Here is a 14,147-nt window from a genome sequence, read left to right as displayed (position 1 = left end):
AAAAACTGAATATAGGGAAGAAATGAATATAACGGTTAAGTCACGGTTGTTTCAGTGCTGCCTGGGCTATGGGATCCGGATTTGCCGGGTTGTGAGCGCGGCTGAAAGTCCTTGCCATACTCATGTCATATACATATATTGCTTCCATGAGCACACGAGAGATGCGCGAACCGACCTTCCTGATCCTGACTGCCTTAGCCAGGGGTAGGCATCACGGCTATTCCCTGCTGACGGAGACCAAGAAGCTTTCCGGTGGAAGGGTGTCGCTCAAGCCCGGCAGCCTCTATACGACGCTGGACCGCCTTCAGGAGGAGGGTCTGGTGCAGGACGCAGGCGAGGAAGTGGTGGCCGGACGGCTTCGCCGGTACTACGCACTGACGGATAACGGGGCCGACGCATTGAAAAGGGAGGCCGACCGGATGGAGGCCGCCGCAGATGCCGCGCGGCAAAGCCTGCGCATCAGGACCAAGGGGGCACTGGCATGAGCGAAGCAGCTGCAATGGAGGAGCAGTACCGACGGGCGCTGCGGGCCTACCCTGTCGACTGGCGCGCCCGGCACGGCGAGGAGTTTCTGGGGGTGCTGCTCGACGTCGCCGCCAGCGAAGGGAGAGGGGAGGCAACCCGACCGGAGCTGCTGCAGTTGGCGTTGCACGGAACCCTTGCACGTGTGAATCAGGTTCTGCCGAGCCGCCGTCGGGACCGGATGGCTGCCATCGGGGCCATCTCAGGTACCGCTCTCGCGCTGGTGATGATGGTTCTCGGCGAGTTGGGGCGGTGGTTCCGCTGGAATAGCTACAATCTGGTGGATCATCCGTTCGGAGCGTTCACAACTCCCGCAGCGATCGTTTTTGTCCTGACCCTCGTGGCATTCGGAGCCCGGGCAGCCGGACGGCGCACTACTGCCATATTCCTGCAGCTGGCTTCCGTGGCTGCAAGCATCGCCCTGGCGGTCATCCTCGGCGTCACGGATCCACCCATCCCGGTGCATCCGCTGGTGTTTGCCCTCTTTGCCGTAGCGGGTCTGCTGGCGTTGTGTGGTGACCCTATCGGGACCCCGCTGCTCCGAAACGTTGTACTCATCGGCGCGCCGGCACTTGGTGCTTTCCTCACCCTCACCAGCTATCTGCAGGGCGGGGGAGCCCAGCGCACCTTCTGGGGCGGCCCCTACCTCATCAATGACCAGCGGTTGGCATGGTGGTCCCTGGAACTGGTGGTTCTTGGCGCGGTTCTTGCTGCTGCCGGGCACAAGGTGCGCCCCTGGGCCTGCCTTGTCCTTATCCCGCTGATGTCCCTCCCGCTTTCCGGCATGTTCCTGATGGTTGGGGGCAACAGCGGCATTGGACTTGTCGGGATACCGCCCGAGGTCTTTTACTTCGGTTGCTCGTCCTTTGGCGTCCTCAGCGCGTGGGTGGCCTGGAAGCGGCCCGTGCTGAGCTTCCCGGGCAGGGGTTCCACACCTGCCGCCTAACTGGGTGTCCGGAGGCATGGAATCCGGGCCGTATTCCCCTGCGGTTTGGGGAAAACCCTGCGGTTTGTGGCAATCCCTGCGCGGCGCAGCGCAGGGATCCGGACAAACCGCGGGGATACAGACAAACCGCAGGGATTCGCAGCCGACCCGCAAGCGGAGGACAAACAATCAGTTGTCGAGCTTGGCCAGCAGTGCTGCCAGCGCCTCCCGCTCGCCGCCGTCCAGGACGTCCAACAGACGGTGTTCGGTGGCCACATGGTCCGGAAGGGCGGCGTCGACGGCGGCCCGGCCGGCGTCGGTCAGGGTCACCTGCTTGCCGCGCCGGTCCGCGGAACTGGGGGAGCGCAGGACGTATCCCTGCGCCTCCAATCGGTTCAACCGCTGCGCTATGGCGCTGGAGGTGACCATGGACCCTGCGGAGAGGTCCTTGGGGCTGAGTGTGTAGGGCGGGCCGGAACGGCGCAGCGTGGCCAGCACGTCGAAGGAGGCCGCATCCAGGCCGTGTTTTGCGAAGGTTGCAGCCAGCTGTTCATCGAACCGGCGGGCCACCCGGGACAGCCGGCCGACCACGGCCATGGGGGAGACATCCAAATCCGGCCGTTCCGCTGCCCACTGCCGGAGAACCCTGTCCACGTGATCGCTCATGAAATGCACCCTAGCAATTAACTAAGCACTTAGCTATATTAGCTAAGTGCTTAGCAAATCGATAACTCTGACAGCGACGACGGCCCTGGCGCCGATCGTCTGGGGCACCACCTACATCGTGGCCGCAGAGCTGCTGCCGCCGGACCGGCCGCTGCTGGCCGCCCTGCTGCGCTCGCTGCCCGCGGGCCTGCTGCTGCTCCTGCTGGTCCGGCGGTTGCCCCGCGGCAGTTGGTGGTGGCGCTCGGCGGTATTAGGGGTGCTGAACATCGGACTGTTCTTCGCCCTGCTGTTCGTGGCCGCCTACCGGCTGCCCGGCGGCGTCGCTGCCACCGTGGGTGCGGTGCAGCCGCTGCTGGTCGCGCTGTTTGCTTCGCGGTGGATCGGCGAACGGCTGACCGGACGGAAGTTGGCGGCAGGCGTGGCCGGGCTGGCCGGCGTCGGGCTGCTGGTGCTGCAGGCTCAGGCGCGGCTTGATGCGCTGGGTGTGGCCGCCGCGCTCGGAGGAGCAGTGGCGATGGCGGCCGGGGTGGTCCTGACGAAGAAGTGGGGCACCCCGGATACGCTGCTGGCGGCCACATCCTGGCAGCTGGTCGCCGGCGGGTTGTTCCTGCTGCCGGTGGCCCTGCTGGTGGAGGGTCCGCCGCCCGCACTGACCGGCGTCAACCTGGCCGGGTACGCCTACCTCGGCGTGACCGGCACGGCGTTGGCCTACTACCTCTGGTTCCGCGGCCTGCACCGGCTGCCCGCCTCAAGCACCGCACTGCTCGGACTGCTTAGCCCGGTGGTCGCGGCAGCCGCCGGCTGGCTGCTCGCCGGGCAGGTCCTCAGTCCCGGCCAATGCTTGGGCGCGGCAATGGTCCTTGCCACCCTGGTGCTGGCCGGGCCGGCCGGACATCGGCGTGCCAACGCCGCGGCGGTGCGCACACATGATGTGCTGGACCGGTCGGCTTCCCCACGTTGAAACGAGCTCCCGTGTTCACAGGTCTGTCCGCCTTTCCCCTGACACCTGTCATCAATGACACCGTCGATCTGGACCTGTTTGCCGCCCTGGTCCACCGTGCGGTGGAGGCCGGGGTGGATTCCATCGGCGCCTTGGGATCCACCGGCAGTTACGCCTACCTGTCCCGGGAGGAACGACGCCGGGTGGCAGCGGCCGCGGTGCAGGCAGCCGGGGCGGTGCCGGTGATTGTGGGGATCGGAGCGCTGCGGACCACTGATGTCCTGCGCGGAGCGGAGGATGCCCAGAACGCCGGTGCCGCCGGCCTGCTGCTCGCGCCGGTGTCCTACCAGCCGCTGACCGAGGACGAGGTGGCCGGCCTGTTCGAGGCCGTCTCCGCCGCCAGCTCGGTGCCCATCTGCATCTATGACAATCCGACCACCACCCGGTTCACGTTCACGGACGAGTTCTATGCCCGGCTAGGCGCCCTTCCGCAGGTGGAGGCCGTGAAGATTCCGCCCCGGCCGGTGGACGAAGCGGACCGGCGGATCCGTGAGGTGCGGGCCGCGCTGCCGGACGGGGTGGCCCTGGGGGTCAGCGGCGACGAGTTTGCCGCCCCGGCCCTGCTCGCCGGCGCGGACGTGTGGTTCAGCGTGCTGGGCGGCACCCTGCCGGACCTGGCGCTCGCCATCACACGCGCCGCTCAGGCCGGGGATGCCGAGACTGCCCTGCGTTTGTCGGCACAGCTGGCACCGGTCTGGGAGTTGTTCCGGGATTTCGGCAGCCTGCGCGTGACCTCCGCGTTGGCGGCAGAGCTTGGCCTGCTGCCGGTGGAGAACCTGCCCGCCCCGCTGCGGCCCCTGCCCGGGGACGTTCGGAGGAGGATCGGCGGGGTGCTGCGGACCCTTCGGGGCTCAGCGGCCGGTTAGCCCACGGCGCACCCCGCCGCAGGACGCAAAACTCCTCCGGTTCGGGAAAACCCCTCGGTTTGTGACACATCCTGCCGCGCGCGTCGCAGGGATCCGGACAAACCGCAGGGAATCGGACAAACCGCAGGGAAATTGCACAAACCGCAGGGTTTCGCACCTGAGTTCCGGGCTGCAGGACGCAAAAACTCATCCGCTTCGGGAAAACCCCTCGGTTTGTGACAAATCCTGCCGCGCGCGGCGCAGGAATCCCGACAAACCGCAGGGAATCGGACAAACCGCAGGGATCCGGACAAACCGCAGGGAATCGGACAGATCGCAGGAGTTCGGACCTGATTTCCGGGCTGCAGGACACAAAAACTCCTCCGGTTTGGGAAAACCCCTCGGTTTGTGACAAATCCTGCCGCGCGCGGCGCAGGAATCCCGACAAACCGCAGGGATCCGGACAAACCGCAGGGAAATTGCACAAACCGCAGGGTTTCGCACCTGATTTCCGGGATACAGACGCCGGGCTGCACCGTCGGAGCCCCCGCTCAGCGGGAGCCCCCCCGCTCAGCCGCGGCCTCCCGCTCAGCCGGAGCCTCCGGACGACGCAAACCCTTCCAGTTCGGGAAAACTCTGCCGGTTCGGGAAATCCCTGCCACGGCGCAGCGGAGGGATTTCCCAAAGTGGAGGGAAAATACACACAGCGGCGGGAAACCACTAGCCCTACACCGCCGCCGGAAGGCGTGCGGCAGGACAGGGTAGGCCCTACACCGCAAGTGCGGCAGTCGGACTACACCGCAGACCCTATACCGCCGGAGCGGCAGCCTCCGGTTCCGCCGGAACCCCGGCTTCAACCCCCGCGTCCCGCAGCCCCAGATACACCCGGTCCCGGGCAAACGGCGTCCGGGCGAACCGGATTCCGGTGGCATCCCGGAGCGCATTGGCCAGCGCCGGAGCCACGGGATTGAACGGGCTTTCGCTCATAGACTTGGCGCCCATCGGGCCCAGCGAATCGTCCGTCTCGGCAAAGAAGATCTCCGTGCGCGGCACGTCGGCGAACGTGGGGACGTGGTATTCGCGCAGGATCCGGGTCTCCACCGTGCCCTCGGCGTCGATCCGCACCTCCTCGAACAATGCCGCCCCGAGGGCCTGGGCAATGCCGCCCTCAATCTGGCCGCGGCACTGCATCGGATTCACGACGACGCCGGCGTCCGCCGCGTGCACGCTCTGCAGGATGCGGATCTCCCCGGTCCCGGCATGCACCGCCACCCGGAAGCCCTGCACGTTGAAGGCGACCGACCGCGGGGTGCCGCCCCACCGGCCCTCCGCGGACAGGTCGATGCCTTCCTCACGTGCCCGGACGGCGACGTCGGCCAGCGGGATCCGCTCGCCGCCGCACTCCACGGCGTCCGCCAGCAGATGCACCTGCGCCGAGGTGGAGCTAAACAGGGACGCGGCGAAGCCCTTGAGCAGGGTGGCCAGTTCCTCCGCTGCGGCCAGCGACGCCTTGCCCGCGACCACCGTGCCGGTGGAGCCGTACGCACCGGTGTCGTGGTCCACCAGATCGGTGTCCGATTGCCGGATCACCACCCGGTCCGCGGTGGTGTGCAGCGCCGTCGAGGCCAGCTGCGCGTGCACGGTGGTGGTGCCGTTACCGAACTCGGCGGTGCCGACGTCGAGCCCGTACCGGCCGTCCTCACGCAGGGTGATCTTTGCGTGGCTGATGTGCCCGCGCGGCGGCACGGTGTCGATCATGGCGACGGCGCTGCCCTCACCGATCAGCCACCCGCCGCCGTCGTCGGCCGCTCCGGACGAACCGTCGCCGGACGACGCGGCTGAAACAAGCTCCGCCCCGGAGGCCTCCGGCCGCTCCCGCCCCGCAGCCAGCGCACCGGAAACCAGCTCCAGGCACTGGTCCAGGCCGTAACTGCCGTAATGCACGTCTTCGGCAGGTTCGGGGGAGGTGGAGACCATGCGGTCGCCGTGCGCCACCACGTTGCGGCGGCGGAAGTCCAGCGGATCCATGCCCAGACCGCGGGCGAGTTCGTCCATGGCGGACTCGATCGCGTAGATCATCTGGCTCAGCCCGTAGCCGCGGAACGCCCCGGAGGGCAGTGTGTTGGTGTAGACCGAGCGGGCGTCCACCTTCTTGTTGGCGCACCGGTAGACGGCCACGGATTCCCCGCAGCCGTGGAACATCACGCCGGGGGCATGATTGCCGTAGGCCCCGGTGTTGGCGGTGACGTCCAGGGCCAGCGCGGTCAGGGTGCCGTCCGCGGAGGCTCCGGCCCGGACCTTCACGGCGAAGGGGTGCCGGGTGGTGGTGGCGGTGAACTGCTCCTCGCGGGTCAGTTCCAGCTGCACCGGCCGGTTCAGCTTCAGTGCGGCCAGCGCGGCAAGGTCCTCGGTGAGCATTTCCTGCTTGCCGCCGAACCCGCCGCCCACCCGGCCGGCGAGCACGCGCACCGACGCTAGCTTCAGCCCGAACACCCGGCACAGCGCCCGCCGGACAAGGAACGGCACCTGCGTGGAGGTCCGCACCACCAGCCGGCCCAGCTCGTCGAAGTACGCGATCGATGCATGGGTCTCCAGGGCGACGTGCTGCAGGCGCTGGCTGTAGTAAGTGTTTTCGTGCACGACGTCGGCCGCGGCGAGTCCGGCGGCAACGTCGCCGACCTCGGAGTGCAGTTCCGCCACGACGTTCCCTGCGGTACCGGGATGGACCTCCGGAGCGCCGGGTGCCAGGGCCGCCTCGGGATCCAGCACTGCGGGCAGCAGCTCATACTTGACCTTCAGTGCACGCACGCCTTCGGCCGCAGCGCCCACGGTGTCGGCGACGACGGCGGCCACCCGCTGGCCGCGGAACCTGACGACGTTGTCCAGGACCCGGGTGTCATCGGGATCGTCGGTATGCAGTTCGTGCTGCGCAGTGGAGAAGAGCTGGTCCGGGGCGTCCTCGTGGGTGAGCACCGCTTCGACGCCGGGCACGGCCAGGGCGGCGCTCGCATCAATGGACAGGATCCGGGCATGTGCGTGCGGGGAGCGCAGGATCTTCAGATGCAGCAGCCCGGGCAGGTCCTTGGCCGGGACGTCCAGGGTGTAGCGGGCGCGGCCGGTGACGATGTCCGGCCCGGCCGGAGCGGCGACGTTGGCGCCGACGGTCCTGGCGCCGCCGGTCTGCGTTCCGCCAATGCCGTGGGCCGGAGAGGAGAGGCTCGCGCCGTCGCCGGTCTGCGCGGGGGTCGCTCCGCCGGGGGATGAATCGGTGCCGGCGGTGCTGGTTTCAGTGTGCCGGTGCCCGCAGACGGCATCTTCGATGCTCCGGTAGCCGGTGCAGCGGCAGAGGTTGCCCTTGAGGTTCCGGGGCAGGTTCTCCTTCTGCTGCTCGTCGAAGGTCGCGGCGGTCATCACCATGCCGGCGGTGCAGAACCCGCATTGGAAGCCCTGAGCGTCCAGGAACTGCTGCTGCATCGGATGCAGGGCATCGCCGTCGGCCCGCCCCGCGCCGTCGGCCAGTCCCTCGACGTCGGCCCGTCCCGCCGTGTCGGCCAAGCCCTCGATGGTGGTGATCTCCCGGCCCTCGGCCCGGACCGCGGGGTAGATGCAGCTGTGCACTGGCTTGCCGTCCACATGCACGGTGCACGCGCCGCAGTCGCCGGCGTCGCAGCCTTTTTTGACGCCCAGGTTGCCCTGTTCGCGGAGGAAGGTGCGCAGGCACTGGCCGGGGAAGGGGCGGGCCTCCACCTCGGCGTTGTTGATCCGGTAGGTCACAGGGAACCGTCCTCGGGTGCGGGTGCGGGTGCGGGTGCGGGCACGGGGGCGGAAGGGGATACGGGCATGGCAAGTTCGGCACGGATGTCCTCCGCCAGCCGGTAGGTCATGTCCTGCCGCCATTCGGGCAGCCCATGCACGTCGTCGTGCCAAAGCCCGGCATCAATCGCATCCTCCAGCCCGGCCCGCAGCTCGGCGCCGTCCGGCACCGCGGAAAAACGAAGTTGGACCGGACGTTTCGTCGCCGCAGTGACGGTCAGGACAAAGCAGCCGTCCTCGTCGACACGGCCGATCAGCAGCACCCCGGACCGGCCCAGGTTGGTCAGCGAGAGCCGCCGGAACGCAGTGCGCGCTCGCAGCGCGGCGGCGGGGAGCGAGATGCTGCGCAGCAGTTCGCCCGGCGCCAGCGCGGTACGCCCGTCGCCGGTCACGAGTTCGGCCACCGGCACCCGGCGGGAAGTGCCGTCGGGGGAGTGGATCAGGGCGACGCCGTCCAGCGCCGCGGTCAGCGACGTCATGGGCCCGGCGGGCAGGCCGGTGCAGATGTTCCCGCCCACGGTGGACACATTCCAGACCTTGAAGGAGGCCACGAAGGAGTCGCAGCACGGCTGCACCAGATCCAGTGCCGGCCAGGCCTGCCGCAGTCCGGGTGCGGCGGCGTCCGGGAAGGCATACAGTTCGGCGATGGTGCAGGTGGCGGCGATCTCGAGTCCGACGTCGTTCACCACCAGCGGTTCCCAGCCGGCGGCCGTGACATCCAGCAGCCGCTGCAGGGTTTCACTGCCGTACGAGAACAGCACGGTGCCGCCCGCAAGCCAGGCGTCGCCGGGACGCCAGTGCTGCGGGTCCGCGGTGCGGATCAGCTCGGAAACGGTGGGCAGGTCCATAGGGGTTTCCTCAGCTGGCGCGGAGCCGGTTGGTCGGATGGATGGGTCCGGAAACATCGCGCAGCGGTTGTCCGCTGGCGGCGGCTTCGGACCGGGCGGCCACGATCTCCGCGAAAACAGATACTGCGGTCTCCTCGGGGGTGGTGGCGCCGATGTCGAGCCCGATGGGGGAGTGCAGCTTCGCCAACTCGGGGCCGGTCACCCCGGCGGCGCGCAGGGCGGCCAGCCGCGCGTCGTGGGTCCGGCGGGAACCCATTGCCCCGACAAAGGCCAGCTCTAGACTCAGGGCCTCGGCCAGGACCGGAACGTCGAACCTGGCGTCGTGGCTGAGCACGCACACCACGGTGCGGGCATCCAGCCGCCCGGCCGACGCCTCCCCGCGCAGGTACGCGTCCGGCCATTGCACATGCACCTCGTGGGCGTCGGGAAACCGCTCCGGCACGGTGAACGCAGGCCGCGCGTCGCAGATGGTCACGTGGTAGCCGAGCATCCGTCCCTGCCGGGCAAGGGCGGCGGAAAAGTCATTGGACCCGATCAGCACCAGCCGCGGCGGTGCCAGCCTGGACTCCAGGAACAGGACGGCGCTGCCGCCGTCGCACTCCGGCCCGCCAAACTCTCCCAGTTCGACGACGCCGGTGCGGCCGGTCACCAGCAGCGGAGCGAGGCGGGCGGCGGCACGCGCCGGGTCGATGCCCAGCATCGCGGCCAGGTCGGGGCCGTGGGCGGAAAGCAGACCTGCAGGCGTTGCCTCTGCCGGGTCCCCGATCAGCAACGGAACGGAAGCAGCGCCGTCGTCGATCCGCCGGAGCAGGGCGCAGGGCGCGCCGGGAAGTGGAACGACAGGAACCGTGCCGGGGAAAACCGGGGAGATGAAGACGTCCAAGGTGCCGCCGCAGCTGAGTCCGACGGCGAACGCATCGGAGTCGCTGTAGCCGAAGGACTCGAACCGCGGGCGGCGGTCAGCGAGGACCTCCTCGGCCGCGGCGACGACGGCGGCCTCCACGCAGCCGCCCGAAAGGGAACCGGAAACCACCCCGGTGCCGCTGACCAGCATGGTGGTGCCGACCGGCCGGGGAACGGAGCCGGAGGCGCGGACGATGGTCGCCGCGGCGCAGGGAATCCCCTCGGCCGTGGCGGCGGCCAACTCCTCCAACATGTCCAGCACTGCGGCCTACCCTCCGGCAACCCGGCGGCAACCGCCACCGGCTAACCCAGCAACCAAAGCGGTGAGTTCCCCCTGCGGGATAGAACGGGCAGGGGCCTTAAATCCGCAAAACAATGAAACATTTCAAAAGCGCATTACTTTGTAACTGCGGGCCACAAAAGAATGTTCTTTCCGGCACTGCAAATCCGGTTCAAAACCCTCAGGGCTCCGGTAATTGCAGGGAAGCGTACCACGCGGTTCTTTCCGGCGGGATACCCCGCCGGAAATGGCGTGTTCTCCCTCAGCGGGCGCGTTCCCGGCGGTTATCCCGTCCGGCGCGAGACGGCACGGGACAGCACGAGATAGCCGAGCAGGGCTCCACCCCACAGCAGGAACAGCGGGTCCCAGAGCCAGGCGTGCCCGATCGTCGCCGTGCGGTCGTATCCGGTGTCCGGTCGGATCAGCCCCGCCAGCACGGCATTGCTGACCACCGTGTTCGCACCCCCGTACAGCACCAGCACCACGGCACCGATCCAGCTCAGCGTCCGCAAGAGGCGCGGCTCCGGCAGCCGGCCGTACGCCGCTGCCGTCGGAATCAGTGCGGCCGCCGCCTTGAACGCGGCCACGGCTCTCAGCAGCAGCCCGGTCCGCAAGGATGCCTCTGCGGACACGGCCCACTGGCCCACGGTGTCCAGGAGCCAGCGGCCGCCCAGGGCCCAGTAGAGGCTGAAGCCGGCGTGCAGCAGGCCGGCGGCGCACGCCGTCCATAGACAGGCACGGCCGAGCCCGGTCGGGGCCTGCCGGCGGCCTGCCTTCCGTTCAACGGAGGCGTCCATGGAAGTCATTGTGGAAGCCGGTCCGCCGGACGGGAAGTGCCTGCGGAACAGTGCACAAATTAACCTGCGGTAATACTACGGATTTAATAACGGGCAGTTCCTTGACAGATACTGCGGGGGCGCACAGACTGTCCCAAATATAAATTCCGTTCCGGAACATCGAATCAAGTCGGCGTCGCCGATGGTCAAGGGTGTCCAGCGCCGGCGGCGGATGAGCTCTGACTGAAAGCTGACACCCGTGCCCCCAGAAAACACGCCTCCAGAAGCAGCGGATTTCCTTGCCGCCTTCAACGCCGCGTCCCGGCCGGATGCCGAAGCGATGCTGCGGCCCTGCGTGGACATTCCCCGCTGGTGCAACGAGGTAGCTGCCGCCCGACCGTTCAGCACGCCCGGGGAGCTCCTGAGTTTCGCCGAACTGGCTGCCCCGGATTTCACCCAGGCAGAGATCGACGCCGCCCTGGCCCACCACCCGCGCATCGGTGACCGCGCCGACGGCACCGGCACTGAAGCCCGCTTCTCCCGCAGCGAGCAGGCGTCCGTGAGCGGGCTCGAGGGGATCCAGGACCGGCTGCAGGCCGGCAATCGGGCGTACGAAGACCGGTTCGGCCGCGTATTCCTCATCCGCGCCGCCGGCCGCAGCGCGGAGGAAATCCTGGCTGTCCTCGAAGAACGGCTGCAGAACACCGACGCCGAAGAACTCCCCGTCATTGCAGCCCAGCTGCGCGACATCGCCATCCTCCGACTCGAAGGACTGTTGAACGCATGACCCGCAGCCACGTCACCACCCACATCCTGGACACCGCCGTCGGCAGGCCCGCCGCCGGCGTCGCCGCCTCCCTCTGGGCCCTGCACGACGGCGGCGAGACGTGGGTGGGGGAGGGAACCACGGACGGGGACGGCCGGATCGGCAGCCTCGGCCCGGCGGAATTGGTGGCGGGCACGTACCGGATCGACTTCGCCACCGGCGAATACTTTGCCGCCGCCGGAACGGACACCTTTTTCCCCAGCGTCTCCCTGACCTTTAGCCTCACCGACCCGGGCCAGCACTACCACGTGCCGCTGCTGCTGAGCCCGTTTGCCTACTCCACCTACCGAGGAAGCTGAGCCATGACCGAAGCAACGCAGGCCCCCGCGGGGGCCAACACCGCCACCGCTGGCCCCGAATCGAAGATCGTGCTCGGCCGCAATCAATACGGCAAGGCCGAAGTCCGGCTGGTGAAGGTCACCCGCGACACCGCCCGGCACCAGCTCGAGGACCTCAGTGTCACCTCCCAGCTGCACGGCGACTTCGAGGCCGCCCACACCCAGGGGGACAACTCCGCCGTGGTCGCCACCGACACGCAGAAGAACACCATCTACGCCTTCGCCCGCGACGGCGTCGGCTCGCCCGAGGCGTTCCTGCTGCGCCTGGAACAGCACTTCACGGGCGGGTTCGAATGGGTCACCGGTGGACGCTGGGCCGCGGAGCAGTACTTCTGGAACCGGATCAGCGACCATGACCACGCCTTCGCCAAGGACAAATCCGAAATCCGCAGCGCCCTCCTGCTGTCCGAAGCCGGGCACCAGCACCTGGTTTCGGGGATCAGCGGCCTGACGGTGCTTAAATCCACCGGCTCGGAGTTCCACGGTTTCCCGCGGGACCGCTACACCACCCTCGCCGAAACCACGGACCGGATCCTCGCCACAGATGTCACGGCCAAATGGCGCTATGCCCCGGAGACGGACCTGGCCGCCCTGGATTTCAACGCCCTCTACGCCTCCGCGCGGACCCTGCTCCTGGACGCCTTCGCCGCCACGCACTCCCTGGCCCTGCAGCAGACCATGTATGAAATGGGCAAAGCCGTGATCGCTGCCCACCCGGAAATCGTGGAAGTGCGTCTCTCCCTGCCAAACAACCACCACTTCCTGGTGGACCTGTCACCCTTCGGGCTGGACAACCCCAACGAAGTCTTCTTCGCCGCGGACCGGCCCTACGGGCTGATCGAGGCGTCCGTGCTGCGCGAGGGCACGGACCCGGATGCGCCGGTCTGGGACACCGTGGGCGGGTTCTGCTGATGAGCCGCGCACACCGCGCCGCGCCGGCTCGGGCCGCCGCCCGCCCCGAGGACGCGCGGCTGCCGCTGGGCAGCACGTTCGCGTACGGCTTCCAGCACGTGCTGACCATGTACGGCGGGATCATCGCCCCGCCGCTGATTGTCGGCACCGCCGCCGGCCTGGATCCCACCGACGTCGGCATGCTGGTGGCCGCCTGCCTGTTTGTCGGCGGGCTGGCCACCCTGCTGCAGACCGTCGGCATCCCGTTCTTCGGCTCCCAGCTGCCCCTGGTCCAGGGTGTGTCCTTCGCCGGGGTGGCGACCATGACCGCCATTCTCGACGGCGGCGGCGGGCTGCAGTCCGTCTTCGGCGCCGTGATCGTCGCGTCCTTGATCGGGCTGCTGATTACCCCGGTGTTCGCCAGGGTGATCCGCTTCTTCCCGCCGGTGGTCACCGGCGTCGTCATCACCACCATCGGACTGACCCTGATGCCCGTGGCGGCCAACTGGGCCATGGGCGGCAGCAGCGCCGCCCCGGACTACGGCAGCGTCTCCAACATCGGGCTGGCCGGGCTGACCCTGCTGCTGGTGCTGCTGCTGAGCAAACTGGGCAGCTCCGCCATTTCCCGGCTGTCCATCCTCATTGCCATTGTCCTGGGCACGGTCTTCGCACTCGTCACCGGCAAGGCCGATTTCTCCGGGGTGGGCACCGGCCCCGTGTTCGCGTTCCCGCAGCCCTTCGCCTTCGGGCTGCCCACCTTCGAGGCGGCGGCCATCATTTCCATGGTGATCGTCATCCTGGTGACCCTCACCGAAACCACCGCGGACATCATTGCCGTGGGCGAGATTGTGGACACCAAGGTGGACGCCAAGCGGATCGGCAACGGCCTGCGGGCCGACATGCTTTCCAGCGCCCTGTCCCCGGTCTTCAACTCCTTCACGCAGAGCGCCTTCGCCCAGAACGTGGGCCTGGTGGCCATCACCGGGGTCAAGAGCCGATTTGTGGTCAGCGCCGGCGGATTGATCCTGGTCATCCTTGGCCTGTTGCCGATCCTTGGGCGGGTAGTGGCAGCCGTGCCGACGCCGGTGCTCGGCGGCGCCGGAATTGTCCTGTTCGGCACGGTGGCGGCCAGCGGTATCCGCACCCTGGCCAAGGTGGACTACCGGGACAACATGAACTTTGTCATTGTTGCCACGTCCATCGGCTTCGGCATGATCCCGATTGCCGCCCCCACCTTCTACGACCGGTTCCCCACCTGGTTCGGCACCATTTTCCACTCCGGCATCAGCTCCGCCGCCGTTATGGCCATCCTGATGAACATCCTGTTCAACCACATCCGCTCGGGAAACCCGAAGGACCCCTCCGTCTTCGCCGAAGGCGCCGACCGGATTGTGCGGGTCGAGAACCTGGCGGCGCTGAAGGAAGGCGACCATGTGCAGGACGGCAAGCTGCTGGACGCCGACGGACAGGAAATCCCGCTGACCACCACCGGAACCGAACCCCATTAGGATCAC

The 14,147-nt window shown here is 68.2% G+C and carries 13 protein-coding genes; 8 read left to right on the top strand and 5 right to left on the bottom strand.

The features are described from left to right. The first annotated feature begins 146 nt into the window (after nucleotides 1–146). Together LJ760_RS04200 and LJ760_RS04195 are read left to right on the top strand one after the other, a co-directional pair. The gene (locus tag LJ760_RS04200) at nucleotides 147–485 is read left to right on the top strand and encodes a PadR family transcriptional regulator (RefSeq protein ID WP_227919598.1); all 339 of its coding nucleotides are present in this window, start codon (nucleotides 147–149) and stop codon (nucleotides 483–485) included. Next, on the top strand, nucleotides 482–1,468 hold the full coding sequence (locus LJ760_RS04195) for a hypothetical protein (RefSeq protein WP_227919596.1): 987 nt from the start codon (nucleotides 482–484) through the stop codon (nucleotides 1,466–1,468). Before LJ760_RS04200 ends, LJ760_RS04195 begins: the two co-directional genes overlap by 4 nt. 168 nt (nucleotides 1,469–1,636) lie before the next feature. Here LJ760_RS04195 and LJ760_RS04190 read toward each other — a convergent pair whose 3' ends face one another. Beyond that, complete coding sequence (locus LJ760_RS04190; RefSeq protein WP_227919593.1) at nucleotides 1,637–2,113, bottom strand: MarR family winged helix-turn-helix transcriptional regulator; 477 nt, start codon at nucleotides 2,111–2,113, stop codon at nucleotides 1,637–1,639. 46 nt (nucleotides 2,114–2,159) lie between these two features. Between LJ760_RS04190 and LJ760_RS04185 the strand changes: the two genes are divergently transcribed. Further along, nucleotides 2,160–3,074 (top strand): EamA family transporter, encoded by a 915-nt coding sequence (locus tag LJ760_RS04185; RefSeq protein WP_227919591.1) that lies wholly within the window; start codon nucleotides 2,160–2,162, stop codon nucleotides 3,072–3,074. Between the two features lie 11 nt (nucleotides 3,075–3,085). Continuing rightward, entirely contained in the window at nucleotides 3,086–3,979 is an 894-nt protein-coding gene (locus LJ760_RS04180) for a dihydrodipicolinate synthase family protein (RefSeq protein ID WP_227919588.1), read from the top strand. Nucleotides 3,980–4,765: 786 nt separating this feature from the next. Here LJ760_RS04180 and LJ760_RS04175 read toward each other — a convergent pair. From LJ760_RS04175 to LJ760_RS04160, 4 genes are all read right to left on the bottom strand, one after another. Next, the gene (locus LJ760_RS04175) at nucleotides 4,766–7,732 is read right to left on the bottom strand and encodes a molybdopterin-dependent oxidoreductase (protein ID WP_227919586.1); all 2,967 of its coding nucleotides are present in this window, start codon (nucleotides 7,730–7,732) and stop codon (nucleotides 4,766–4,768) included. Beyond that, nucleotides 7,729–8,619, bottom strand: coding sequence for an FAD binding domain-containing protein (locus tag LJ760_RS04170; RefSeq protein ID WP_227919581.1), 891 nt, complete (start codon nucleotides 8,617–8,619; stop codon nucleotides 7,729–7,731). The genes LJ760_RS04175 and LJ760_RS04170 overlap by 4 nt, the downstream gene beginning before the upstream one ends. Nucleotides 8,620–8,629: 10 nt before the next feature. After that, entirely contained in the window at nucleotides 8,630–9,775 is a 1,146-nt protein-coding gene (locus LJ760_RS04165) for an XdhC family protein (RefSeq protein ID WP_227920921.1), read from the bottom strand. Between the two features lie 311 nt (nucleotides 9,776–10,086). Next, a complete protein-coding gene (locus LJ760_RS04160) occupies nucleotides 10,087–10,599 on the bottom strand; it encodes a DUF3995 domain-containing protein (protein WP_227919579.1) in 513 nt (170 codons plus the stop codon). 238 nt (nucleotides 10,600–10,837) lie between these two features. On the opposite strand from LJ760_RS04160, the gene uraD reads away from it, so the two are divergent. Genes uraD through LJ760_RS04140 form a run of 4 tightly spaced genes read left to right on the top strand, consistent with a single transcriptional unit; the run spans nucleotide 10,838 to nucleotide 14,141 of the window. Beyond that, nucleotides 10,838–11,365 (top strand): 2-oxo-4-hydroxy-4-carboxy-5-ureidoimidazoline decarboxylase, encoded by a 528-nt coding sequence (uraD, locus tag LJ760_RS04155; RefSeq protein WP_227919577.1) that lies wholly within the window; start codon nucleotides 10,838–10,840, stop codon nucleotides 11,363–11,365. After that, a complete protein-coding gene (uraH, locus tag LJ760_RS04150) occupies nucleotides 11,362–11,703 on the top strand; it encodes a hydroxyisourate hydrolase (protein WP_227919575.1) in 342 nt (113 codons plus the stop codon). The genes uraD and uraH overlap by 4 nt, the downstream gene beginning before the upstream one ends. 3 nt (nucleotides 11,704–11,706) lie before the next feature. Then, entirely contained in the window at nucleotides 11,707–12,654 is a 948-nt protein-coding gene (pucL, locus tag LJ760_RS04145; protein WP_227919573.1) for a factor-independent urate hydroxylase, read from the top strand. Then, nucleotides 12,654–14,141 carry a nucleobase:cation symporter-2 family protein gene (locus LJ760_RS04140; protein WP_227919570.1) on the top strand — a complete coding sequence of 496 codons (1,488 nt, stop codon included), beginning with the start codon at nucleotides 12,654–12,656 and terminating at the stop codon, nucleotides 14,139–14,141. Before pucL ends, LJ760_RS04140 begins: the two co-directional genes overlap by 1 nt. Nucleotides 14,142–14,147: the final 6 nt, after the last annotated feature.

It is taken from the genome of Arthrobacter sp. zg-Y895, from assembly GCF_020731025.1.
In the GTDB taxonomy this organism is placed as follows: Bacteria; Actinomycetota; Actinomycetes; order Actinomycetales; family Micrococcaceae; genus Arthrobacter_B.
The sequence above is the reverse complement of the archived record's forward strand: the minus strand, read 5'-3'. Positions and strand labels throughout refer to the sequence as shown.